This is a genomic window from Nodosilinea sp. LEGE 06152 (assembly GCF_015207525.1).
Taxonomy (GTDB): domain Bacteria; phylum Cyanobacteriota; class Cyanobacteriia; order Phormidesmidales; family Phormidesmidaceae; genus Nodosilinea.
On the sequence record NZ_JADEWR010000016.1, the window covers coordinates 20,849 to 45,848 of the forward strand.

The following is a 25,000-nucleotide window of genomic DNA, read 5'->3' on the forward strand; positions in this document are numbered from 1 at the left end:
TTATTCGCCAATCACCACGCCGTCTTCCGGCGGCTCTTCGGTGGCGGCCAGATTAGACAGCGGCCTGTAGGTGTAGTTGTGGCTAGCGGTACTGCGAGGCAGCTTGCGAATGTCGTCTTTGACCCCTTCGAGGTCGATGTAGCGATCGGCTACGTTGATCAGGCTATCGCTAGTCATCGATCGCAGACTCACCACCTCTACCCGCGCTCCGCGGTAGCTGGCGGCATCGGCGGCATAGGCTAAATCGCCGTCGCCGCTGACCAGCACAGCGGTGTCGTAGTAATCGACCAAAGCCACCAAGTCTACGGCAATCTCGACGTCGAGATTAGCTTTCTTAGAACCGTCGGGCAGCTGCACCAGGTCTTTGGCAATCACCCGGTAGCCGTTGCGCCGCATCCACAGCAAAAAGCCCTGCTGCTTTTCGTTGGTGCGATCTACTCCGGTGTAGAAAAACGACCGAAACAACCGCGACCCAGCGGTCAGCTTGCACAGCAGCTTTGTGTAGTCAATCTCGATACCTAGCTGCAGGGCTGCATAAAACAGATTGGAACCGTCGATAAAAATGGCCACCCGCCCCCTGTTGTCGAGCACCTGCTCAGGGGTAAATATGGCGTCGTCGCTAATTAGAGAATGGCTGTGATGAGTATCTAACATGGGTTTTTATGGTGGATTAAATAGAGTTTGGTGAGCCTAAAGCAAGCGTAAAAAGGGTTGGATTGTTATCAAGGGCTGGCTGCGGTTTCGGGCAGCTCTAGGCGCTGAAATACGGGAGCGGATTCTCCTAGGGGTTGAGCCGGGGGCAGTTGCCCCCAGGCGGCATGGTCAGCGTAGGCGATCGCTTGACCAAGGGCTTTGTCGTTAAAATCGATGGCAAAGCCGAGCTGGGTATAAATCTGGTTGCTAATGTCAGGAATAATCGGCGACAGCAGGTAGGCAGCCTGACGCACCGACTCTAATACAGCGTATAAAACGACCTCAGTCTCAGCCTGTTTGCCCTGTTTGTAGAGGCTCCAGGGGGCTTGCTCGTCTAGAAACTTGTTGCTGGCCTGCACCAGGGCCAGAGTGGCCGTGCAGGCCTGGCTAAAGGCTAGCTGGGTATAGGCCTTGGCTACCGTATCGGTGAGGGCAGCGCCAATCGCCCGCAGGGGATGGTCAGCCGCGATCGCACTAGGGTCGACATCGGGCACTTTGCCGTCGCAGTAGCGGGCCGCCATTTTGAGAGTGCGGTTGAGCAGGTTGCCCAGGTCGTTGGCCAAATCGGCGTTGAGTACGTTGATAAAGCGGGTTTCGTTAAAGTCGCCGTCTTTGCCAAACTCAATCTCACGCAGGAAGTAGTAGCGCACCGCGTCGGGGCCGTAGATTTCGACCAGTTCTACCGGGTCCAGGGTGTTGCCCTGGCTCTTGCCCATTTTCTGGCCATCCTTGGTTAAAAAGCCGTGGCCGTACACCCGCTCCGGCAGCGGCAGCCCCGCCGACATCAGCATGGCGGGCCAGTACACCGCGTGAAAGCGCAGAATATCTTTGCCAATCAAATGGGTGTTAATGGGCCACCAGTTGGCGATCGCTTTTTCAAGATTGGGCGGTTCGCTGGGGTCTTGCAGCGCGGTAATGTAGCCCAAAAGCGCGTCAAACCACACGTAGAGGGTATGGCCGGGGTCGGTGGGTACCGGGAACCCCCAGTCGAGGTTAATGCGCGAAATAGAAAAATCTTGCAGCCCCCGCTTCACAAAGCTCAGCACCTCGTTGCGGCGGGCCTCAGGTTGAATAAAGTCGGGGCGATCAGCGTAGAGCTGCTCTAACTGGTCCTGATAGTTAGACAGCTTGAAAAAATAGTTCGACTCGTCGCGCCACTCGACCGCCTTGTTGGTGTGGATGGGGCAGCGCTTCCCATCGAGCAGGTCGCGCTCTTCTTTAAATTCTTCGCAGGAGACGCAGTACCAGCCCTGCTGCTGGCCCTTGTAGATATCGCCCCGATCCCAGACGCGCTGAAAAAACTCGTTGACGATGGCGTTGTGGCGCGGGGCCGTAGTGCGAATGAAGCGATCGCAGTCAATATTGAGCAATGCCCACAGTCGCTCAAACCCAGCCACAAACTCGTCGCAGTGAGCCTGGGGTGAAACGCCTCGTTCTTCGGCGGTGCGCTGAATCTTTTGGCCGTGCTCGTCGGTGCCCGTAATCATCAGCACCGGGTGCCCCATCAGCCGATAGAAGCGAGCCACGACGTCAGCAGCAATCGTGGTGTAAGCGCTGCCGATGTGGGGTAGGCCGTTGACGTAATAGAGCGGTGTCGTAATGGCAAAAGGCGGTTTGTCGGCAGGGGTAAAAGTCATACAACCAGTGGGAACACTCGCCTGCTAAGAGGCTGAATTAACAACGGCAATCATCGGCGCAACAGCCGCTAGAACGAAGCTCTAGGGCAAAACCCGCCAAATAACCAGGATAGCAGCGCCAGCAAAAAGCTGACCTTTGACACCTACACAAACCCGATGCCAGTTTGTATACTAAGCCGCTGTGTTAGCGTTCCCTGAATAAACCCTAGAAGATTTAAGCATCTGACAGAGTAAAACAATTGATTTGAAACCGCTCTGGCCAAAAAAGACCTTAGTCGTCGAGCAGGCCGAGTCGGTCCGGTGGCCAAAATCGCACCACGGCTTTGCCAATGATGTTTTCCTGGGGCACAAACCCCCAGGCGTGGCTGTCGTAGCTGCTGTTGCGGTTGTCGCCCAGCACCAGATAAGACGCATCGGGTACTTCCTCAGGCCCCCACTGGTAGTCGGGTGGGGCTTTGATGTAAGGCTCGCTCAGCACCTCGCCATTGCGAATCACCTCACCGTTGCGCACCTCGACCACATCCCCCGGTAGACCAACGATGCGTTTGATAAAGGCATCGCGCCGCTTGCCCGGAGGGGTAAGGCTTTCGGGCGGCCAAAACACCACAATATCCCCATGCTCAGGAGGGTTGAGGTGGTAGCTAATTTTTTCGATCACCAGGCGATCGTTGATTTGCAGGGTTGGCTCCATTGAGCCAGAGGGAATGTAGCGCGCCTCTGCCACAAAGTGCCGAATCCCCAAAGCCAACACGACGCTTAGCCCAATGGTTTGCAGCCCCTCCACCCAGGGATTGGGTTGCGACATCTGCTTTCGTTGCCCTGGACCTTGATCCAGGGCAGGTTTGGGCGGCAGCGAAGATTTATCAGACTGATCGGTCACAGGTGTGTCCCCGAAAGTTATAGAGCAGGGTGCTCAGGCAGCTCTGAGGCGTATTTCACCACAGGCGTTTCCCTTTAATCTGTCCTAGTGTAGTCGATCTGCTTTGCAACCATCTGCCCTTGAGGGCAGGGGTTTACCGCGATTGCAGACAATTAGCTGGGGGGATGCATTCAGGGGTAGATCTAGGCGATCGCCGAAGCAATTTTTGGAGAAATTGCAGGGGCCAGGTCCTCAGACCACAGCCCTTTTTCTTCTAGCCAGGGACGGCTGTAAATGCGCGATTGGTAGCGCGAGCCGCCGTCGCACAGCACCGTAACAATTTTATGGCCAGGGCCGAGCTGCTGGGCTAGCTTGACTGCTGCCGCCACATTGATACCCACGGAGCCACCCATAAATAGCCCATCTTCATAGAGCAGTTGATAGAGGGTGCGCAGCGCCTCAGCATCTTCAATTTGAATGGCGTCGTCAATGGGTACTCCTTCCATGTTGGCAGTAATGCGGCTGTTGCCAATGCCTTCGGTAATCGAACTGCCCTGGATGTTGATTTCGCCGGTTTTGATGTGGCTGTAGAGACCGCTGCCCATGGGGTCGGCCACTACGCAGCGAATTTGAGGATTTTTCTCTTTAAAAAACAGAGCTGCGCCCGCGTAGGTGCCGCCGGTACCGGTAGCGGCTACCCAGCCGTCAATGGTGCCCTCGGTCTGCGCCCAGATCTCGGGGGCAGTGGTTTCGTAGTGGGCCAGGCGGTTGGCCAGGTTGTCGAACTGGTTGGCCCAGATGGCGTTGTCGAGTTCTGCCGCCAGACGACCCGACAGCTTTACGTAGTTGTTGGGGTCGCGGTAGGGCACAGCGGGCACGGTGCGCACCTCGGCTCCCAAGGTGCGCAGCAGGTCAATTTTTTCCTGGGATTGGGTATCGGGAATGACGATCAGGCAGCGGTAGCCTTTAGCGTTGCAGATGTGCGCCAGGCCAATGCCGGTATTGCCAGCCGTACCCTCGACGACGGTGCCGCCGGGCTTGAGCAGGCCTTTTTCTTCAGCGTCTTTAATGATGTAGAGGGCAGCGCGGTCTTTGACCGACCCGCCGGGGTTGAGAAATTCTGCCTTACCCAAAATGTCGCAGCCGGTGGCTTCGCTAACGCTTGGAAGGCGAATTAAGGGGGTGTTGCCCACTGCGGCGACAAAACCGTTTTTGATATCCATATTCTTCGTAACCGTTGACAACAGCCTGCTGCGCCGGGGCCGACGCCGACTCACTGATCTAGCGCAGGTCGCCTCTTCATCCTACGGTGAAACGGCGGGCTTCTCGGCTAGAATCGTTATGCTTTCTGCAGTTTTGGGGCCGCTTTTGAGGGTGCTACCAGGGGCAACAGTCTCAGTTAAAGCATGAGGAAGTAATTCTCACCCTGAGACACTTCGTGAACGCCCCTTGGTCGCTATCACCCTTGGTTCTTAAAAACTGGTTTAGGACTGGCCTTAAGGAAAGATGCTGATCTAGCGTCTCTTCAGTTTGACAGGCGGAAACGCAGCTAGCATCTGCCATCGGGGCACAATCTCGGCCATAGCACAACGCCACCGCTACCCCTGTCTTTTTCAGCTTGTTTCGTCTCTAGTGCCAATGAAAACCCTCGAAGCGCTCATTTTTGATGTCGACGGTACTCTGGCCGAAACCGAGCGTGACGGCCACCGAGTCGCGTTTAATCAAGCGTTTCAGGAGTTTGGGCTGCCCTGGCACTGGCCAGTAGGTCTCTATGGTCAGCTGTTGCGGGTGGCCGGTGGCAAAGAGCGCATTCGCCACTATATTCATCGCTACCAGCCCAAGTTTGAGCGTCAAGACGACATTGATGAGCTGGTGGTGGGGCTGCACCAGGCCAAGGCTCGCCATTTTCAGGCGCTGGTTGCCAGCAACGTAATACCGCTGCGGCCGGGGGTGAGGCGATTGATTGAGGCGGCTCAGCGGGAGGGGGTGCGACTGGCGATCGCCACCACCAGCGCCAAAGACAGCGTTATCCCGCTGCTGGAGCGTCTGCTGGGGCCAGACTCGCCCACCTGGTTTGAGGTAATCGCCGCCGGAGACATGGTGCCGGCTAAAAAACCCGCCCCTGATATCTATAATCTGGTGATCAACGCTATGGGTCTCAACCCCGCCACCTGCCTGGTGGTTGAAGACAGCCCACAGGGGTTAGAAGCCGCGATCGCAGCCGGGCTTCCCACCGTGGTCACGGTCAACGACTACACTCGCAACTATGCTCTGCCCGGCGCTCGCCTGGTAATCAGTCATCTGGGCGAACCCAGCCTTCCGTTTGAAGTGCTGTGGGGCGAGGCCAGCAACGCCTATTATTTCTCCCTAGATTTGGCCCAGGCGCTCCTACCGTCTTAAACGCCAGCACGGCTCAGGGCGCACGCCGCACGCCCCTACCCTTTACGTCAGGGTTGTCTCCGCCAAATCGGCCTCACCTCCTCATCCCCTCATCCTCTTTTCTACTCATGCCGTTATCTCAAGCCCTCTGGCACTCCAGTGATGACCTTGCCCAGGCCTGTCTGCAACATCCCTTCGTACAGGGTCTTGGCGACGGCACCCTGCCGGTCGAGAATTTTGCCTACTACGTGGGACAAGACGCCTTTTTTCTCGAAGCCTTTGCCCGTGCCTACAGCATCGCTGCCGCCAAAGCCCCTACTTGGGAGACGTTTCAAGTGTTTCATCAGCTGGCTGATGGGGTGCTGGCCGAGCTTAATTTGCACAGCAGTTACGCCCAGCAGTGGGGCGTCGAGCTGGCGATGGTCACTCCTGGTGCGGCCACCCGTCGCTATACCGATTTTTTGCTCAGCACCGCCTGGGGGCAGTCGTCTGAGGCGACGGCGATCGCTATGGCCCCGTGCATGCGGCTCTATGCCTTTTTAGGGCAGTCCCTAGCGCAGCTCAAGCCACCAGCTCACCGCTACAGCCCCTGGATCGAGACCTACAGCAGCGACCAGTTTGAGCCTCTGGCCGCCCAGCTCGAAGCGCTGATTGACAATCAGGCTGTCGATACCCCCAGCAACCGAGCCGCCTACCGCTACGCAATGGACTGCGAGCTCGCCTTTTTTGAAGCCGCCTGGCAGGTCAAATCGTGACGGCTTAGGGCTGGCTAGCCAGGCGGTGGCGAACGTCTTCATCGCTGGTTTGGGAGAAGTTCTCGTACCAGCAGCCGATCGCCGTAAGCCGGTCAGGCAGAGCCACACATACGACCTCATCGACCTTGAGCCTCAGCTCATCGTAGAGACTGGGCGCAGCCACGGGGGCAGCCACAATTAGCCTGGCAGGCTGCTGAGGGCTAACCACTGAGATCGCGGCCCGCATGGTGGCTCCGGTAGCAATACCGTCATCGACCAAAATAACGGTGCGATCGCGGATGGTAGGCGGTGGCCGATCGCCCCGGTAGGCGCGATCGCGGCGCTGCAGCTCTTGCAGCTCTTTAGCCGCAATGGCGTCAATCGTTGAGGTTGCAATGTCTAGCCCGCGGACGACATCGTCATTGAGTACGCGCACCCCGCCCGAGGCGATTGCTCCTAAGGCCAGTTCTTCGTGGTCTGGCACCCCCAGCTTACGAACCAGGCAAATATCCAGCGGCGCATTGAGAGCCTGGGCCACTTCGTAGGCTACCGGTACCCCGCCCCGAGGCAGCCCAAGCACTAGCACATCGGGGCGATGGGCATAACGCTTCAGTCGATTGGCGAGCTGTCGTCCGGCATCGGCACGGTCTTGAAACCGCATGTTGTGGGCAACAGCATCGAGCATGGTCTACCTCCTGGGAACGGGCGGCGGGGGAAGGAAGGGGGGCTGCAATCGCGATTGCAGCCCCCCTTCAAAACGGCTTAGTGAATATCGACTTTCACAACTTTTTGCTGCTCTGATTCCAATTTGGGCAGAGTTAGATGCACCATGCCGTTTTTGTAGTCGGCCTGCACATGGTCGGTTTGAATGCGCGCGGGCAGCGGAATCGTGCGCTCAAACTGGCCATAGTGAAATTCTGAGCGCACTAAGCCCTTTTCTTCGTGCTTAGACTCTGACTTGCGCTCGCCTCTGACTAAAACCGATGATTCGGTGACCTGAAGATCTAAATCCTTAGCTTCCATCCCTGGAATCTCAAGTTTTAGATGAATGGCATTATCGGTTTCTTCCATTTCTGCCGAGGGCATGAAGGTTAGCGATTGTAGGCCTCTGTCGCCGTCGCCATCACCCCCGGCAAGAAAGCGATCGAACAGGTGATTCATTTCTCGGTGCAAGCGCTCAATACCTCGAAATGGCTCCCAACGAGCGATGTCACCCAGGGGATCGTGATGCATGATAGGCATAACTTTTCCTCCATTTTTCTATGAAGATAAAGTTGGTGTTAGGGCTGGGTATCGGTCATCGATAGATGTTCACTGGCAGGAGAGAACAGTTAAGCTTAGCCCCTTACCTCACCAGCGAAAATTTCTGTCTGTGACCTACCTTTATGCTAAATCCAAACCATAATTCGTGAGGTTTTTTGTAAAGAAATATTGAATTTTTAGTTATACACGGCTGGTCTGCTCGGGGTTTTGTCGTAGGGCTGGGCAACGGATTTACAACAACGGCAAAGGCGAAAAAATCGGGCTTCAACTCAGCAGGATAATGACATTTTTCTATGCCTCAATATGTTGGACTGTACGCTTATACAGCGCACCGTTGCCTGAGACTTAGACAAAATTCAGTTTAATGAACCCCAATTCACACCCATTGCCCCTGTCAGGGCGTGACATGCTACACCCCCACAAATTGGGAGTATTCATTCGGGAGTTGGTATTGGCCCTGACGATGCCCCTACAATCCGCCTGACCCTAGCCTGTGTTGAACAATCAGCCCCTTCGCCAGAGATAATAAACGCGGAAACGTTCACAGGCTCACCCCATGACTGCCGACATTCGTTTACTCGTGCTCGATATCGACGGTACCCTGGCCGGAGAGTCTAACCAGATCAATGCCCCCGTTTTGGAGGCTATTGGCCAGGTGCAGCAGCGGGGGATTGCGGTCGCGATCGCCACCGGGCGCATGTACCAATCAGCGCTGCGATTTCATCAGCTAGTGGGCTCAGCCCTGCCGCTGATGGCTTACCAGGGAGCCTTCATCAAAGACCCCAAAACTCAAAAACTGCACCGCCACACGCCCCTACCCCGGCAGCTGGCGCTGGAAATCTTGACCTACCTGGCCCCGATGGAGGCTAACAACGACCTGTCGGTTCACCTGTACATTGACGACCAGCTCCACGTGCGGACGATTATCGACGACACCGAAGCCTACGCCCAGCGGTCGGGCATTCACCCCATTGCCGCTGGCGACTTGGCCATGCTGCTGAACAACAACGTTGCGATCGAAACCACCAAGCTGCTGACGCTCAGCAACAACCTTGACCTGCTCAGCGACATTTTGAGCCACCTGGGCCAGCGCTATCCCACCGAAGACCTCTATTTGACGCGATCGGTCGAGTACTTTGTGGAGGCAACCCACCCCCTGGCCCACAAGGGCGAAGCCGTGCGGTTTTTGGCTGAAGACCTGCTGGGTCTTGCGCCCGACCAGGTGATGGCTATCGGCGACAACTACAACGACCTAGAAATGCTGCGCTATGCAGGTATTGGCGTAGCAATGGGCGATGCGCCTGAACCCGTCAAGCAGGGGGCCGATTGGGTGGCTCCGGGGGTGGATGCGGATGGGGTAGCGGCGGCGCTGCGAGAGTTTCTGCTGTAGGGTTTTCTGCCGGTCCTTGAGTTGGGCCATCTGGGCCTGGGCTGTTTGAGCTGAGGCCATCGTACAGCTGCGAGAGCGTAACAACCCGAAACCCCTGACGGTCAATGAGGCTGAGCAGCGTTGGCAGCGCTTGGGCCGTTTGCACGCAGCGCTCCATCGACCCGCCGTGCATAACAAAGATAGCGCCCGGGAAAATAAAGCGGGCCAGGTACCAGGTGTTGAGGGTGGGCTTGCTGAGGGGGCGCAGGGTGTCAAACGGCACCATCGACGCTAGGGCCACCAGCGACTCGTAGCCGGGGGTGAGCCGAATGTGGTCGACCATTGCCCGGTTGTAGAGGCCGCGGCCGGGGCGATACCAGCGCAGCGGCTGCTGAATCAGGTCGGTAATGCGATCGTGGGCCTCTTGAAAGTGGCGGGCAAACTGGGCGGGCTGCAAAATGGCGGGGGTGGTGTCGGTGGTGCCGTGGTTGGCAATTTCGTGACCGCTGGCCAAAATCTCTTGCAGAATGGTGCTGCCCGGATTGAGGTGGTCGGTAATCACAAAGAAGGTGGCCCGCACCGGGTGCGCGGCGGTGCGGTTGTAGCGATCGAGGGCGGTGAGAATGAGCCGGGTAGAGGTGTCGTTGCGATCGCCCGGCGTCGGCACATCGTCAATGGTGAGGGCCACCAGCTGGGCCTCGGTAGGGGCATAAAACAGCGCATCCGGAAACATCCGGGCGACCTGGGTGAGGATCTGCTGCTGGGGAAGGGCCATAGGGGTTAGCGGCTAGTGGGATCTAGACTATCGCGGAGGCGATCGCCCAGCGTATTAATGCAAAGCACGGTGAAAAAAATGGCCAGACCAGGGGCCAGCACCAGGTGAGGCGCGCTCTCGATATAGTTTTGAGCGTCGTAGAGCATGCGACCCCAGGTGGGCACGTCGGGCGGAAACCCAACCCCTAAAAAGCTCAGGGTAGACTCGGCCAGCAGGGCGTTACCGACCCCAATCGTAGCAGCCACAATCACAGGACCAAGGATATTGGGCAGCAGGTGGGTTTTGACAATGCCCCAGGGCCGGGCACCCAGGGCCACAGCGGCTTCCACAAAAGTTCGCTGCTTGAGGCTCAAGAATCCAGCCCGCACCAAACGGGCCACCGACATCCAGCTCAGCCCGCCAATCAGCAGCACAATCAGCCCAAAAATGCCCCGCTCTGCCCCCAGCGATCGCCGCACCGGATCGCCCAGCAGGTAGACCACCAGCAGTACCAGGGGCAGCTGGGGCAGCGCCAAAAACAGGTCCGTGACCCGCATCAGCACGACGTCGACCCAGCCGCCGCAAAACCCAGCCAGCGCCCCAATACCCACCCCCAGGCTAATGCCCACCAGAGCAGCCRSMRRSCYCWCMSCTNRGCSAGWTNNACSGCCCCCNAGCAGCAGCCGAGCCAGCTGGTCTTGGCCCAGGTCATTGGTGCCCAGGGGCTGCCCCACACCAGGGGGCAAAAGGGCACGGCCAAAGTCAATGGCGCTGGGAGAGGCTGGGTAGAGGAGAGGGCCAAGGGCGATCGCACCTACCAAAACTCCTAGCCCAATTAGGGCCAGTCGAGCGGTGCGATCGCCCCACAACCGCTGCCAGACTTGGTTCTGGTCGCCCAGGGGAGCAACTAACTTGGGCGCTACAGAATTAGTGGCCATAGCGCACCCGAGGGTCAATGACGCCGTAGAGCACATCGGCCACCAAGTTAAAGGCCACCACCAGCACCGCATAAATAAAGGCAATGCCCATGACTACCGGCGTATCGCTGCGGTAGATAGACTCAATCAGCAGCGCCCCAATCCCCGGCACCCGAAACACCTGCTCTGTCACCAGCGCCCCAGTAAAAATGGTGGGAATATCCAGCGCCACCAAAGTCACTACCGGAATCAGCGCGTTGCGCAGCATGTGCAGGGTAACAATGCGCCAGCGGCCCAGGCCCTTGGCTCGCGCCGTTTTCACATAGGTCTGCGGAATTTCTTCGAGCATGGCGGCCCGCACAAACCGCAGCAGCACCGCCGTCTGAAACAGCACTAGCGTGGCAATAGGCATAATTGACTGCCGCAGCCACTGCCCCAAGCTGCCCAAATCGGTTACCACCAGCGTGTTGTCATAGATAAAGGGCAGCCAGCCCAGTCGCACGCTCAGCACAATAATGAGCACCAGCCCCGAAAAAAACGGCGGCGTCGAGAAGCCCATAAAGGCAACGGTGGTAATGGTGCGGTCAATCCAGGTGTTTTGCCGCAGGGCCGCGACCACGCCCAGAGGCAAGGCCAGGGCCACGCTCAACAGGTAGGCTACCCCAATTACCCAGAGAGTTACGGGCAGGCGCTGAGCGATCAGCGCCGCCACCGGCAGTCGGCTGACGAAAGAGTAGCCCAGGTTGCCGCTAAACAGCGCCATTGTCCACTTCAGGTAGCGAATGGGAATGGGCTGGTCGAGGCCCAGCGATCGCATAATATTCTCCCGCACCTCCGGCGTAATTGCCGGGTTCGTCGCCAGCTCGCCCAGTGGATTGCTGGGCGACAGCGCCAGAATAACGAAGATCACCGCGCTGATGGCCAACAGCGTCGGAATGGCAACCAGCAGGCGCTTAAGCAGATAGCCGAGCATGGTAGAAAACTATGGGGTAGGAGCAGCCTCAGACCGTAACCTCAGACTATGGCTAGTCTAACGGGGCCATTTCCCCTACGCATATTTTTTTTGTTGCTCCCTGGGCAAAGCCTCCGAAGCCAAGCTCTCTTTGCTCAATCCAGCAACCGCCCATCAGCTAAAAGGTATTGGCGCTGCCTCAGTTTTCGCCAGGGACAGTTGCTAGGGCCTAATCGCATGACCGCCGCGACATACATGCAATGCCCCAGGCTGCAGAACCCCTAAGGCACAGAACCCTTTGATTTAGCTCCAACCCACCCCGAAACCGACGCTGCTATCAACAGGTGGATCAGGGCAGGCTAATGACATTTAGACCAAGCTGTCTGCCTTAGATTTAATAATCTTGGCCGGAATCCCTACCACGGTAGAGTCTGGGGGTACATCGCTTAGAACAACAGCGTTAGCACCCACATTGACGTTGTCGCCAATCGTGATTTTGCCAAACAGCTTAGCGCCCGCTCCCACATTGACCCGATTACCCAAAATCGGAGCATCAAAGGGGCGATCGAGATGGCGCAAACCCAGCGTAACGCCCTGTCGAATAATGGTGTCATCGCCAATGATGCAGTTGCCGTGCACAACAATGTTGCCCTGGTGCTCTACAACGACCCGTCGCCCTAGTTTGACCGAGTAGGGCAACTCAATACCGTAGGTGTTTCGCACCTTGTGGTACATCATTCGATAGACCAAGCTCAGTGGTGCCCGCAGAAACTTGGACTTAACGCCCATGCGCCAGACGCCAAACCGATGGACTGCCACAGCTCTAAACCCAGGCTTAACCCAATCGCGGCCGTGGGCAATCCAGTCTTCCTTGATTTGCTCAATTAACGCTTTGAATGAGGTATTGGGTTGCTCCAATCGATTCTCAAAATTGACGTCCAAAGCACTATCGGCAACGTTAATTGCAGAGGTCATATAACTCCTATCCCAACTTATCTAAATGACCTAGGACGTTCGGCATCGACACAACTGACAACATCGTTTAGACGACAATTATCAGACAAGGTTACCGAAAACTAGTTAACCGTTTGGGTGTGATGTAACGGTTACTCAATTTTGCAGGGGCAGCACGGGGGCAGAAAGGCAAGCTATAAACGCCTATGGGCAGCTACCTAGGACTGATGGGGCAAAAGCATACAAGGTCTAACCTGCAGACATGAAAATCAACCTTGAGAGCACTCATTAAGACTCTGAAATAAGACTCTTAAATTGCTATGCTTAGTCTACTCCGACGGCAAAATCATTCCACAGAGGCAGTGTTAGGGCTTTGTAATAAGTTCATAATTTAGTAAAAATACTACCTACCCTGTTTCGTTCCACGCTTAGACTGCTGGAGTGTTTTGCAGAAAGGCCATTCACTCTAAAGGGGAAGATGCCTTCAAGTCAGGCGGTATCGGTAGCTTCCAAGGAATGGGCTGCAGGAGAGTTAAGACGGCCCACGGCCATCTTGCAACAGGCATAGACGGTTGTCCTGTGGATCAGCTCTGGTTGCTTACCCCCGCTTGGTTAAGAGCAAGCGACCGTTTGCCCCTACGAGAAATCTGTTTTAGGCCGGGGTTTTGAACTCACCTTGATGTGGGGTCAGCCCTAGAACAGCTCCCTGGGGGATAACCTCAAACCTGGTTGACTGACACAACTTTGGAAAGCATTGACATCCTGTAGGTTGAGTGGCGCGACAGCAGAACCCACAGGCCCTAGATTATCGGCTAGGGTTGGGTTCCACTGCGTTGCCCCAACCTACATTGGAAAGGTGTCAGGCAGTCAGACCTCAGATACCAGGCTTTTGAGCTTGTCTTTTCTGGAGCTGGGGTTTAGCTGAGCTTAGGAGCCAGCGCGGCCTTTGGGTAGGCGATACGCTTGTGGTTGTACTGCTGCCACACCTGCACAAAAATTTCGGCAATCAGGGCCATGTGGTCGCGGGTCAGGCCCGATTCTACCAGCTGATTATCTTTCCAGCGGGCGCGCAGAATGCGGTTGACCATGGCTAGGGCCTCGTCGGGGGTGGCATCGGTGAGCGATCGCAGCGCCGCCTCGCAGGAGTCGGCCAGCATGACAATACCAGTTTCGGGCGACTGAGGAATGGGGCCGTCGTAGCGAAAGTCGTCTTCTTTCACCACCAGGGCTGGCTCATCTTTAGCCATTTCTTCGGCCTGGTGATAGAAGTAACTGATTAGCATGGTGCCCTGGTGCTCGGGAATGAAAGCCTGCACCGCCTTCGGCAGCCGACACTTGCGCGCCATTACAATGCCTTCGGTGACGTGTTTTTTGATGATTTCGGCGCTGAGCCAGGGGTCATTGAGGACGTCGTGCTTGTTGGGGCCACCCATCTGGTTTTCGATAAAGCCCTGGGGGTCGTGCATTTTGCCGATGTCGTGGTAAAGGGTACCGGCACGTACTAGCTCGACGTTGCAGCTTAGGGCACGGGCGGCGGCCTCCGCCAAACTTGACACAAATACCGTGTGCTGAAAGGTTCCAGGGGCTTCTGACGCCAGCCGTTTGAGCATGGGACGGTTGGGGTTTGACAGCTCGGCCAGGCGAATGGGAGTCACCAGATCAAAGAGGTGCTCCAGGTAGGGGCTGAGGCCCAGGGCAGCAATGCTAGAAATCACGCCGTAGATGCCCTGAAGGGCCGCCCCAGTGAGCATGCCCGACCAGGCTGAGATCAGCGATACCGGGCTGACCACCAGCGTTAGCAGCAGGTAGGCTACCCCCTGGGTCAGGCCCACACTACCGCCGAGGAGGGCCAGCTCTTCGCGCGATCGCATGCGGCCCGCCAGTAGGCTGCACACAAAAGCTCCGGCGGCCCCAGCCATAAACGAAATCCCGCTGACTGTGGCCCCGATGGGCAGCAGGACGGCCACCAGCACGACCAGGGTGCCCCCCAGCACGGGGCCGTAGAAACTGCCCGCTAGCAGGCCAATAGCCGGCAGCCCGTAGGCGGCCACCCCAGCCATTTTCATGACCCCAGCGCTGACCACCATGGCCGTTAGCAACAGGTAGTCTTGCTGACGCAGGCGCTGGGGTACCCAGCGCTCAACTAGCAAAAACAGGCCCACTCCACCGGCCACCAGCCCCCCAAACATAGCCAGACCCCAGTAGTTGAAGCGGCGCTGGCTGAGGTTGAAGCTATCGAGCAGCACAAATCGGCTCTGGGTAATAACGTCGCCAGCGGCAACGATGAGTTCCCCCTGCTGCACTTCTACAAAGACGGGTTTGACTGCCTCTGCGGCCATATCGGCCTGCAGGCGAGTGCGATCGCTGTCTTCAATCAGGTTGGGCTCTAGGGTAGAGAGCAACAGCTGGCGAGCAAAGGGTTCGATGGGGCGGGGCAGCGTGTCTTTGAGCTGCAGATAGACAGCGCGATCGAGCACCTCTGGGGGCAACCCCGAGGAAATGCCCTGGGCCAGCATGCGCTCCGCTGCCTTGCGAATTTCGACCTGGGCGTTGGCCCAGTCTTGAAGGGATAGATCAAGCACTTGGGGAGATTCGGCAACGCCCTCAGCTTGGGCAACAAGCAGCGTGAAGTTGGCCATTGCCTCCTGGTAGCCCTGCCGCGCCTGCTCCACTGAGTCTAAGAGCTGGCGCAGCTCCTGGCTGCTAGAGCGCTGACCATAGGCCCAAAGTTCGCCCAGGGCGGTTTGCTGGTCGGGAGTAATGGTCTGGTTGCGCAGCAGGGTATCTAGCGTTACCCGCTCATCGCGGGCGCTTTCGTTGGCCAAGGGGTCAATCAGACTACGCAGCTTCAGCCAGGTGGCGTCGTCGGAGCGCCGCAGGTAACTCTGCATCTGGGTTGACAAGGTGCTGGTGGCGACAAAGGGTACCGTTCCAGCCTGGCGGCGAATATCACCCACCTCTGCCATCAGGCTGCCCAGCGATCGCAGCACCGCCTCGTCGGTAGTCGATTCGATGCGCAGTACCTGAAGAGCACCATTGCGAGCATCTCGACGGCGTTCTTCGGTGGTTTCTTTATCTTCTACCCGAGCATCGGCGGGGGCAAAAATGGTGTTGGGAGCCACGCTGCCCACCTGCAGGCCTGGCTGGTTATAAAAGCGCTGCCCTAGAATAGCCGTCAGACTCAGGGTGGTCAGCACAAAGGCCAGCCGGGGATGACGAATATTTTTGCGCCGTCGCAGAGGACGGCAGGGCTGCGGCCGACCTTTGCGCAACCGTGCGGGCTGAGCAGAGCAAGGTGCGCCTGGCTTGTCGCTAGCCTGCAGCGGCTCTAGAGACGGCGAGCGGGGTAGCAGCGTAGGGCGAGAGATCTTGGGCTTTATGGTCTGCTGCTCCACAGCCCACCAGTGCTCAACCGCAGCCACAAATTCCTGAATTGCCTTCATAGATTAGGACAGCTAGAGGGGTGGGCAGAGGCCAGGAACCCCAGAGTAGAGGGCCAGCCAAACTGAATCGTCAGCAACGAGCGGTTCGAGATACCCCTTCCTCCGCTGTGCGCTCGGGCCGCCAGCCCAACCGGAGCCTCTCAAACGCTATTATAGGCGGCGGCTCTGGTCAACGCCTGTACCCCTGGCCCTAAACCCTGATACCGCAAGGAAAAGGAGGCTGTTCTGGGCGATCGCAAACCTCGCCCCCTGCCCAGCGACAATGCAGGCCCAGGGCGATCGCCTCCAGGTCATCGGCTTCCAGGTTCTGCCAGCCATCCTGCCCCGCCCCAGGGTACGCCAACAGCCAGCGCTGACGCAGGCTCGCCCCCAACCCGGCTCGCCCGCCGCTCAGGCCCACCACCAGCCCGGCCAGGGCCACTTCCGTCGCTGCCCAGCCTCGCTGATGGGCTGTGCCCAACACCACCGCAAACTCGCCTTGGCTCTGAACTACCAGCCGTAGGACTGGCTCCAGGGGATTGACTTCACCGTCTGGGGCACAAGCTATGGACAGCAAGGAATGCCCCCAGCCCGGCCCCGATCCAGCCGCCGCCATCACCTGGCAGACGAGGTCAAACAAAACCTCACAGGCCACCACCACCGCGGGCGATTCCCCTCTGGGGAGGTTGCGCCATTGCCCTATGGCGGCGGCCCAGTCAGCGACCGCCGCCCGATGATGGCCGTGGGCATCGGCCTGTAGCCACAGATAGGGCAGGGCATTGAGCAGCAGCGCTGGGGTATCGGGCAGCGTTTGAAAGTGGGGTTGCCACCGCGACGGCAACAGCAGATCGCCCTGGGCGCAGGCGCGGGCAACTTGCAGCAGTCCCCCCCGCCAATTCCCTGCGGCAGCATCGACACCACACCGCCGGTTAGCCAGCCAGCGATCGCCAATGACAATGGCCTCCAGCGCTGCCCCCAGCCGGTCTGACAGGGCTCCTGACCTTAATAATTTCGGCGGCATTCCTCGCTGAACCATGGTTGGGGTGCCTTTACGCTGCTGAACCCTGGCATTTGGTGAATCGTCGGGATGAATTTTAGCGGGCGAATCTAACCGCTAACCGTGAATTTTAAGGGGCGCAGTAGCTTATTTCTGGATAGCAATCCTATAATGCTTGCTGTCAAGCGCCTGCCGCTTACTGTTACCCCTGTCTGGAGCCAAGTTTATGTTCTGCGCCTCCCCTTTTACCAAACGGGCTGCCCCAGGCTGGGCCAGGCCTAGTCTTTGGGGAATGGTTATGGCGATTCCCCTCTGGGGAGGCTGCGCCTTCGCCCTGGTTGGCAGCTTCACCCATTCGTCTGCCCAGGCTCAGACCCCTGCGGAGGAGGCCGCTCCGACTAGCCAACCCGCCGTTCCAACCGTCAGCGGCGGCCGTATTGTGAGACCCACCCTTCAGCTGGGCAGCCAGGGGGAGTCGGTGCGCGAGCTGCAATCCATGCTCATTCTGCTGGGCTACTACCCCGGTCAGGTGACCGGCCTGTACCAAGAGGATACCGCCACCGCCACGCGCCGTTTTCAAACCGCAGCCGGTATTACCGCCGACGGCATTGTCGGCCCCGCCACCTGGAGCCGCCTGTTTCCCACCCCGCCCAGCGAAGCCAACCCACCTGCCGCCACAACCACCGACGGTGCCACCCCGGTCGCGAATTCCCCTGCGGCGAATACACCACCAACGAGTACGCCATCGGCCAATACGCCCCCAGCGAGTACCCCCCCGGCCAGCACCCCACCCACCACCAATAACGGTAACGCCCCAGCGTTACCCGTGCTGCGCCCCGGCATGGAGGGTGATGTAGTACGTCAGCTGCAGCAGCGACTGCGGGCCAAAGGGTTTTATAACGGCGCGATCGACGGCATCTTTGGCAGCCAAACTGAGGCCTCTGTGCGGCGGGCCCAGGCGGCGAATAATCTTACCGTAGACGGCATTGTTGGCCCCGCCACCTGGCGGGCACTAAACTAAGTACTGTAATTCAGCCGCCTGTGGCGATCCGCTGGCCTCTCAGAGCAAAGCCGCCGGAAGGAAAAGCATTTCGGCGGCTTACAGAGGATGTAGTAACTTAGCGCTGCAGGTGCTTTGTAGAGCCTTACTCAGCCTGGATTAACCAATAGTCAGCCCCTGGGTTAGAGGAGTCGGGCACGGTGGCGCTGGCGTAGATTGAGTAGGGCACATCAAGCGGGTCTAGGGCAGACATCTGCTGGGCGGCACTGTTCATATAGAGCATGTAATTGCCCATCAAAAAGTAGACTCCCATCAGGGCGGCGGCGGAAGATGCCACCAAAAAACCCGCCAGCATCAGGGAAAACTCCTGACCTTTAACAGCCTGCTCCATCAGTCGGAGTGCCCAAGCCACCAGAGCAATAACAATAGTTAGGATGAGCAGCAGCATGGAAGAGGTCTACGGTAAAGACTTAAATGACAAAGTGTAAAGTTTGAAACGTAAAGCTTCTAACCTATATGTTACACATCGTAACAGGCATTCATAAAACCGGCATGGTTCCACAGAATGTTTTCACTTTTGCCAAACTAGGTCAGACGCACCGGCACCTGGCGATCGCGCAAATGCTCTTTGACCTGCTGTACCGTCAGTTGACCGTAGTGCAGCAGCGAGGCCAGCAGAGCCGCCTCTGCCCTACCGTCGGTTAGGGCTTGATGAATGTGGTCACAGGTGCCCGCTCCGCCAGAGGCGATCACCGGCACTGGTACCCGGTCGGCGATGGCGCGGGTTAGCTCTAGGTCATAGCCCGCTTGGGTGCCGTCGGCATCCATACTGGTCACCAGCAGTTCGCCAGCCCCTTGAGCAACAACGGTTTCAGCCCAGGCCAGGGCATCGAGGCCTGTGTTTTCGCGACCGCCCCGCACGTAGACATCCCAACCGGGCTGGGTGGGGTCTTCGCGGCGGCGAGCGTCAATGGCTACCACAATGCACTGCGCCCCAAAGCGATCGCTGGCCTCCCGGATTAGCTCGGGCCGCTTGACCGCCGCCGAATTAATGCTGACTTTGTCGGCTCCAGCTCGTAACAACTTCTTAATAGTCTCTAAGGATTGCACACCACCACCCACGGTCAGGGGAATAAACACCTGCTCAGCGGTGCGATACACCACGTCGTAGATAATGTCGCGGTCTTCGTGGGTGGCTGTGATATCGAGAAACACCAGCTCATCGGCCCCCGCCTGGTTGTAGGCCTGAGCCAGCTCCACCGGATCGCCAGCATCCCGGAGATCGACAAAGTTAACTCCTTTGACAACCCGCCCGGCTTTGACATCCAAACAGGGCACAATCCGTTTTGCCAGCATTTCCCTTACTCCTTTTGTTTATAGTTAGCTCCGCTTCGCGGCCATCCCAACCACTCATCGCCCCATTCACCTACTCGACCGCCCTATTTCCTGCCGCAGTAGATTAATCGTTTCCCAAGGTTTCACAATAGAGGATTTTGAGGATCAACAGGGGCCAAGACGCTGATACACTGTGTCTTGGTTTTATTGTTGGATGTGCAGTTGGAGCCCTCAGTAAACATGGGTTTAGAGATTGGCCAGAAGGTGAAGGTATCCCGTCTACGCGATCGGGTTTCTAAGGAAACGGCGACTTACCTCGGCAAGCGGGGCGTCGTGAGTCGGTTCAAAATGGTAGACGGCAGCGGTGTCGGCGTAGTGGTGGAATTTGAAGATCGCTACACCACCTGGTTCTTTGAAGATGAGCTGTCTCCCATTCAGTGATGGGCACTGGGCGACAAGCATAGGGTGGTTGACGGCAGTGCCGGATCGCTTAGGGCTACTACAATCCCGACGAACCCTTTCTGCTCCCTTCCTCAGGGGGATGGTTAATGATTTTTTGATCACTAAAATCTGATGGGATTCCCAACGTAGATATCCCCTGCGGCTCAGCCTAAGGTTGCCCTTCAGGTGTCAGGCACCTGATCGGTTCTGGGCTGCCTGTTCTATAACCTAGGTTAGGGACAGGGTATATTTGCAGCGGCAATTCCGTGGGTGAATCCGTTTAGCAGTCATAACCAAACAGAACGCGTAGGCCCATTTCTATGGCATTAATTCTTACCTTTTTAGGCAAGGGCGGCAGCGGTAGCACCACAGTTGCGATCGCTGCCGCTAAACAGCGGGCGCAAGCGGGACAGCGGGTGTTGCTGATAATTCAAGATGCCACTCCAGCCCCGGCGCTGCTGTTGGGGCAGCCTCTGGGGGCGGAGCCCGCCGAGCTGGAGCCTAACCTGTGGGCGATGCAGTTTCAGGCGGCAACGCAGCTAGAGAAAAGCTGGGATGAGGTGAAAGCCCTGGAGGCCCAATACCTGCGCACGCCGTTTTTGAAGGCAGTCTACGGCCAGGAGCTGGGAGTAATGCCAGGGATGGACAGCGCCCTGGCCCTCAATGCGCTGCGGCAGTACGATGCTAGCGATCGCTACGACGTGATCATCTATGACGGCAGCGATGCCACTGCTACCCTACGCATGCTGGGCATGCCTGAGATTCTCGATTGGTACCTGCGACGATTTCGCGGCGTGTTTCAGCAGTCGGACGTGGGCAAGGTGCTGTCGCCCTTTTTGCAGCCTATGGCCGCAGCGGTGCTGGCGGTTGACTGGTCAGGGGATGTGCTCGATCAGCCCACTGGGCAGGTGCGATCGCAGCTCGAAGCAGGCCGTGAAGCCGTCACTAACCCCAGTCGAGTGGCCGCTTTTTTAGTCACAACACCAACCCCTGGAGCGGTGGCTACCGCTCGCTATCTGTGGGGTAGTGCCCAGCAAATTGGCCTCACCGTAGGTGGTGTGCTGGTGAACAACGGCAATTTAGCCGACGACCAAGCAACCGCCTTTGCGCCTCTGCCTCAGGTGGCCCTACCTTCAGTAGTAGAGCAGGGCTGGGAGAGTGCGATCGCAGCCCTGCCCGACCCGGCTCAGTGGGCAGCAGCGGCCCCGTGCCCGGTCAGTGTGGATGTGGCCGCCAAGACAGTGCGGTTGTTCCTGCCCAGCTTTGACAAAACCCAGGTCAAACTCACCCAGTACGGCCCCGAGGTCACCATCGAGGCGGGCGATCAGCGGCGCAACCTGCTGCTGCCCCAGGCGCTTCAGGGCAAAGCCGTGGCTGGGGCCAAGTTTCAAGACCAGCACCTGGTGATTTCGTTTAGCTAAAACTTCTCCTTCTCGAGATTACTGCCCAGCTCCATGTCATCGGTTCCCAGCAAAATGCTCTCTGTGCCTATTAGGGTTTGATTCTGACCCGAAAAATGTGGCACCGTGGGTAAGTATTATGCCGACCTGATTTTTCATCGACTCGTAGCAGTTTCACACCACCATGGCTGAACAACCGTCTTCCCTTCCGGTCAATGATGCTCCAGACCAATCCCCTGGTGCTGAGATTGCTGCTGAGGTCGCCCCTGAAGCCCAGGGCAATGCGGCCCGCCAGCTGTTGGGCATGAAAGGAGCCAAGGCGGGCGAAACCTCGATCTGGAAGATTCGTCTCCAGCTGATGAAGCCTATCACCTGGATTCCGCTGATTTGGGGGGTGGTGTGCGGAGCAGCCTCCTCCGGCAATTACCGCTGGAACCTGGAGTACGTGCTGATTGCGGCGGCCTGTATGCTGCTTTCGGGGCCGCTGCTGACCGGCTACACCCAAACCCTCAACGATTTCTACGATCGCGACATTGACGCCATCAACGAGCCCTACCGTCCCATTCCTTCCGGGGCAATCTCGATTGGCCAGGTGGTGGCCCAGATTTTGGTGCTGCTGGTCGGTGGGGTAGCGGTGGCCTTTGCCCTCGATCGCTGGGCGGGTCATAGTTTCCCGACCATTACCGCGCTTGCCATCGGTGGATCGCTGGTGTCGTACATCTATTCAGCGCCGCCCCTCAAGCTGAAGCAAAACGGCTGGTTGGGCAACTACGCCCTGGGGGCCAGCTATATCGCGCTGCCCTGGTGGGCCGGTCATGCCTTGTTTGGCACCCTGACCTGGCAGATTGTGGTGCTCACCCTGTTCTACAGCCTGGCCGGTTTGGGCATTGCGGTGGTGAATGACTTTAAGAGCGTGGAGGGCGATCGCCAGATGGGGCTCAAGTCGCTGCCGGTGATGTTTGGCGTGACCACCGCCGCCTGGATTTGCGTACTGGCGATCGATATTTTCCAGGGGGGCGTAGCCGCCTACCTGATGGCCATTCACCAAAACCTCTACGCGGTGCTGCTGATCCTGCTGATCATTCCTCAGATCACCTTTCAGGACATGTACTTTCTGCGCGATCCCCTGGGTAATGACGTCAAATATCAGGCCAGCGCTCAGCCTTTTTTAGTATTAGGTATGCTGGTGACAGGGCTGGCTCTGGGGCACGCGCCGCTTTAGGGGATCCATCAAATCAAGGGCGACAAACCGAATTCCAGTCCAGAAGTGGAGTTTTGTCGGTGGGAAAGCTTCAGATTCCGAGCTGGACTTGTTATACCCTTGAACAAATGGTCGAAACCCCATACAGTTCACAGAGGACGTGAAGGGCAACGGTGCTATGGCTCGATCTTGGTTAAGCTGGCTGTCGTTTCCTGCGGGAAAGTCATCGCGTTCTGCCAGACGCAAGACCGCTGGGCGCAAGACCGCTGGGGTCAGTCCCAGCAATTTTGCTAAAACAACCGCTTCACCGCGATCGGCTGAGGGGCAGGTTTTACCCTCCCAGGAGCAGGTGCCGCCGCCGCGCAGCTACCGACCGCTATTTTTGCGGCCCTTGTTTTGGGCAGTGCTGCTGGCGGGGGCAGGTATTGCCGGGGGAGGTACTCGCGCCTACCGCGTATTTGTCACAACCAACGCCACACTGCCCGATCCTAATGCGGCGTTGACCTATCAACGCGACGGCACCGTCACGATGGTGTCAGCTGACGGAGTCATTCTGCAGAAGCTTGGCCCCGCCAGCCGAGAGACCATCACCTACGATGCCCTGCCTGAGCATCTGGTAGATGCGTTTATTGCCTCCGAAGACCGCCGCTTTTACGAGCACAACGGCGTCGATTACCGGGGCATTGCCCGCGCTGTCTTAACCAACTTGCAAAACCGAGAAACGGTGGAAGGGGCTAGCACCATTACCCAACAGCTGGCTCGTATCGTCTTTCTCGATCAGGAACGCAGCTACCAGCGCAAGCTCAAAGAAGCTCTAATGGCGGTCAAGCTTGAGGAAAGCCTGACTAAAGAGCAGATTATTGAGCGCTACCTCAACCTGGTATACCTGGGTTCTGGGGCCTACGGCGTAGCTGATGCCGCCTGGATTTATTTCGGTAAAACCATTGACCAACTTACCGTGGCAGAGTCGGCCATGATTGCCGGTATGGCCCCGGCCCCCAGTTTGTACTCGCCAGCAGTCGATGTAGAGGCAGCCCGCAGCCAGCGCAACCGCGTGATTCGCGGCATGTTGGCCACCGAAACGATCACCGGGGCAGAAGCCGAAGAGGCGATTACCGCCAGCGTAGAAGTCACCCCCAACCAGCCCAAGTTTCTCTACAGCGAGTTTCCCTACTTCACGATCTATATTCAAAAGCAGCTGGAAGCCCTGCTACCCCCCGAACAGCTTGAGGCCGGTGGCCTGACGGTAGAGACCACTCTAAATGTGGTCTGGCAGCGTCGCGCTGAAGAAACCGTTGAAAACGCCGTTGAGCGCTACAGCAATTGGCAGCGCGTAGGACAGGTTGCGCTGGTAGCCGTTGACCCTCGCAACGGTGAAATTAAGGCCATGGTAGGTGGCACCGACTTTACCAGCGAAAATCAGTTTAACCGCGTTACCCAGGCCCAGCGACAGCCAGGGTCAACCTTTAAAACCTTTGTCTATGCGGCGGCGATCGCAGGGGGGGTATCGCCCTACAAAAACTACGTCGATGCCCGCTATGTCGTCGATGGCTACGAGCCCAAGAACTACGGCGAAAACTACAGCGGCGGCATGGATCTGCTGCAAGCCCTGCGCAACTCGGTCAACATTGTGGCCGTTAAGCTGCTGGTCGATGTGGGGTTTGAACCCGTCGTCGACCTGGCAGGGCGCATGGGAATCAAGTCGCCGCTGCTGCCGGCCTACTCGCTAGCCCTGGGCACGTCAGAAGTTAACCTGCTAGAGCTTACCAGCGCCTACGGTACCCTGGCCAACAAGGGAATGTATCGACCCAGCCACGGCATTCGACGGGTTCTAGACAGCAACGGCAAAGTGATCTACGAACGGCCCAATGAGTCAGTTCAGGCCATTGATGCCGACTCGGCCGCCATCATGACTTGGATGCTGCGTGGGGTTGTCGAGGGGGGCACGGGCAGTAACGCTTATCTGGGCCGTCCGGTGGCCGGCAAAACGGGCACCTCTGAGGAGTACCGCGATCTCTGGTTTGTGGGTTACATCCCTCAGCTAGCGGCTGGAGTGTGGATGGGCAATGACGACAACACGCCAACCCGAGGTGCTAGCAGCATGGCGGCAGGGGTTTGGCGCGATTTTATGGCCAAGCTGACCGACGACATTCCCTCCGAAGATTTTCCAAGCCTGCCTCGTCTGGGCGGACGCGAGGGCACTATTACCCTCAGTCCGGTTAAGCCCGGTCGAGTGGTGGCCGAGAGCGGGCCGTCTCAAGTATCAGCGTCGGATTCCAGACCGAGGGGTGAAAGTCGCCAGACTGCCAACCGTTCGGAGAACGAAAACAGGTCGTCCGGTAACAATGAGGCACCTGCCGCCGCCAGCAACAACGATAGCGACAGCAGCGGCCCCAGGAACAACACCCCTGCTCCGGAACCAGCCGCAGCGCCTGCTCCAGTCATCACCAATGATCCACCCGCCCCAGCACCGCCTGCCCCAGCACCTCGCCCAGTGAATCCGGCTCCAGTAGCCCCAGCCCCGGCCCCGGTGGCTCCTGCTCCTGCACCGCCGCCTATTGTGGCACCACCGCCGCCCCTAGAGGCACCTGCCCCTGCCGCCGAGGGAGAATAGTCCGGAGGGCGTAGATGGTGGGTAAGTTTAGCGCCATTGCATGGGAAGGGTCAGACCTGGGGGTGATACCCTGACCGAC

21 protein-coding genes and 1 pseudogene are annotated in these 25,000 nt (G+C 58.0%); 8 read left to right on the forward strand and 14 right to left on the reverse strand.

Features of this window, described 5'->3' with window-relative positions:
• The 4 genes from IQ265_RS20280 to IQ265_RS20295 form a co-directional block, all read right to left on the reverse strand.
• Positions 1-654 carry an NYN domain-containing protein gene (locus IQ265_RS20280; protein ID WP_194056933.1) on the reverse strand — a complete coding sequence of 218 codons (654 nt, stop codon included), beginning with the start codon at positions 652-654 and terminating at the stop codon, positions 1-3.
• A gap of 68 nt (positions 655-722) precedes the next feature.
• Positions 723-2,330, reverse strand: a complete 1,608-nt coding sequence (gene metG / locus IQ265_RS20285; protein ID WP_194056935.1) for a methionine--tRNA ligase — start codon at positions 2,328-2,330, stop codon at positions 723-725.
• A 271-nt stretch (positions 2,331-2,601) separates the two neighbouring features.
• Entirely contained in the window at positions 2,602-3,135 is a 534-nt protein-coding gene (gene lepB, locus IQ265_RS20290) for a signal peptidase I (RefSeq protein ID WP_194057137.1), read from the reverse strand.
• A gap of 257 nt (positions 3,136-3,392) precedes the next feature.
• The gene (locus tag IQ265_RS20295) at positions 3,393-4,412 is read right to left on the reverse strand and encodes a cysteine synthase A (protein ID WP_194056937.1); all 1,020 of its coding nucleotides are present in this window, start codon (positions 4,410-4,412) and stop codon (positions 3,393-3,395) included.
• Between the two features lie 415 nt (positions 4,413-4,827).
• Between IQ265_RS20295 and IQ265_RS20300 the strand changes: the two genes are divergently transcribed.
• Positions 4,828-5,589: an HAD family hydrolase gene (locus tag IQ265_RS20300; RefSeq protein ID WP_194056939.1), complete on the forward strand. Its 762-nt coding sequence runs from the start codon at positions 4,828-4,830 to the stop codon at positions 5,587-5,589.
• A gap of 107 nt (positions 5,590-5,696) precedes the next feature.
• Positions 5,697-6,323: a TenA family protein gene (locus IQ265_RS20305; RefSeq protein WP_194056941.1), complete on the forward strand. Its 627-nt coding sequence runs from the start codon at positions 5,697-5,699 to the stop codon at positions 6,321-6,323.
• A 4-nt stretch (positions 6,324-6,327) separates the two neighbouring features.
• Here the strand turns inward: IQ265_RS20305 and IQ265_RS20310 are convergent, their stop codons facing one another.
• Both IQ265_RS20310 and IQ265_RS20315 read right to left on the reverse strand, forming a co-directional pair.
• On the reverse strand, positions 6,328-6,987 hold the full coding sequence (locus IQ265_RS20310; protein ID WP_228038220.1) for a phosphoribosyltransferase: 660 nt from the start codon (positions 6,985-6,987) through the stop codon (positions 6,328-6,330).
• Between the two features lie 77 nt (positions 6,988-7,064).
• Positions 7,065-7,544, reverse strand: a complete 480-nt coding sequence (locus tag IQ265_RS20315) for an Hsp20/alpha crystallin family protein (protein ID WP_194056943.1) — start codon at positions 7,542-7,544, stop codon at positions 7,065-7,067.
• A gap of 577 nt (positions 7,545-8,121) precedes the next feature.
• Here IQ265_RS20315 and IQ265_RS20320 point away from each other — a divergent pair.
• On the forward strand, positions 8,122-8,955 hold the full coding sequence (locus tag IQ265_RS20320) for a Cof-type HAD-IIB family hydrolase (protein ID WP_194056945.1): 834 nt from the start codon (positions 8,122-8,124) through the stop codon (positions 8,953-8,955).
• On the opposite strand, the gene IQ265_RS20325 is transcribed toward IQ265_RS20320, so the two are convergent.
• From IQ265_RS20325 to IQ265_RS20350, 6 genes and pseudogenes are all read right to left on the reverse strand, one after another.
• Positions 8,876-9,709 carry a polysaccharide deacetylase family protein gene (locus IQ265_RS20325; protein WP_194056947.1) on the reverse strand — a complete coding sequence of 278 codons (834 nt, stop codon included), beginning with the start codon at positions 9,707-9,709 and terminating at the stop codon, positions 8,876-8,878. The genes IQ265_RS20320 and IQ265_RS20325 overlap by 80 nt on opposite strands.
• A gap of 5 nt (positions 9,710-9,714) precedes the next feature.
• A pseudogene (locus IQ265_RS20330) lies at positions 9,715-10,626 on the reverse strand (ABC transporter permease).
• A complete protein-coding gene (locus IQ265_RS20335) occupies positions 10,616-11,578 on the reverse strand; it encodes an ABC transporter permease (RefSeq protein ID WP_194056949.1) in 963 nt (320 codons plus the stop codon). Before IQ265_RS20335 ends, IQ265_RS20330 begins: the two are co-directional and overlap by 11 nt.
• 348 nt (positions 11,579-11,926) lie before the next feature.
• On the reverse strand, positions 11,927-12,532 hold the full coding sequence (locus tag IQ265_RS20340; protein ID WP_194056951.1) for a serine O-acetyltransferase: 606 nt from the start codon (positions 12,530-12,532) through the stop codon (positions 11,927-11,929).
• Between the two features lie 896 nt (positions 12,533-13,428).
• On the reverse strand, positions 13,429-15,954 hold the full coding sequence (locus tag IQ265_RS20345) for an HDIG domain-containing metalloprotein (RefSeq protein WP_194056953.1): 2,526 nt from the start codon (positions 15,952-15,954) through the stop codon (positions 13,429-13,431).
• Positions 15,955-16,144: 190 nt separating this feature from the next.
• Entirely contained in the window at positions 16,145-16,969 is an 825-nt protein-coding gene (locus IQ265_RS20350) for a hypothetical protein (protein ID WP_194056955.1), read from the reverse strand.
• A 259-nt stretch (positions 16,970-17,228) separates the two neighbouring features.
• Here IQ265_RS20350 and IQ265_RS20355 point away from each other — a divergent pair, with 259 nt between their 5' ends.
• Positions 17,229-17,951, forward strand: a complete 723-nt coding sequence (locus tag IQ265_RS20355) for a peptidoglycan-binding protein (RefSeq protein ID WP_194056956.1) — start codon at positions 17,229-17,231, stop codon at positions 17,949-17,951.
• 124 nt (positions 17,952-18,075) lie between these two features.
• On the opposite strand, the gene IQ265_RS20360 is transcribed toward IQ265_RS20355, so the two are convergent.
• Entirely contained in the window at positions 18,076-18,378 is a 303-nt protein-coding gene (locus IQ265_RS20360; RefSeq protein WP_194056958.1) for a hypothetical protein, read from the reverse strand.
• Between the two features lie 137 nt (positions 18,379-18,515).
• A complete protein-coding gene (gene hisF, locus IQ265_RS20365) occupies positions 18,516-19,286 on the reverse strand; it encodes an imidazole glycerol phosphate synthase subunit HisF (RefSeq protein ID WP_194056960.1) in 771 nt (256 codons plus the stop codon).
• Positions 19,287-19,505: 219 nt separating this feature from the next.
• Here hisF and IQ265_RS20370 point away from each other — a divergent pair, with 219 nt between their 5' ends.
• The 4 genes from IQ265_RS20370 to IQ265_RS20385 all read left to right on the forward strand — a co-directional run bounded on the left by IQ265_RS20370 (position 19,506) and on the right by IQ265_RS20385 (position 24,921).
• The gene (locus tag IQ265_RS20370) at positions 19,506-19,706 is read left to right on the forward strand and encodes a cytochrome b6f subunit family protein (RefSeq protein WP_194056962.1); all 201 of its coding nucleotides are present in this window, start codon (positions 19,506-19,508) and stop codon (positions 19,704-19,706) included.
• Positions 19,707-20,026: 320 nt separating this feature from the next.
• The gene (locus IQ265_RS20375; protein WP_194056964.1) at positions 20,027-21,127 is read left to right on the forward strand and encodes an ArsA family ATPase; all 1,101 of its coding nucleotides are present in this window, start codon (positions 20,027-20,029) and stop codon (positions 21,125-21,127) included.
• Between the two features lie 163 nt (positions 21,128-21,290).
• Positions 21,291-22,328: a chlorophyll synthase ChlG gene (chlG, locus tag IQ265_RS20380; RefSeq protein WP_194056966.1), complete on the forward strand. Its 1,038-nt coding sequence runs from the start codon at positions 21,291-21,293 to the stop codon at positions 22,326-22,328.
• Between the two features lie 157 nt (positions 22,329-22,485).
• Entirely contained in the window at positions 22,486-24,921 is a 2,436-nt protein-coding gene (locus IQ265_RS20385; RefSeq protein ID WP_228038221.1) for a PBP1A family penicillin-binding protein, read from the forward strand.
• Positions 24,922-25,000: the final 79 nt, after the last annotated feature.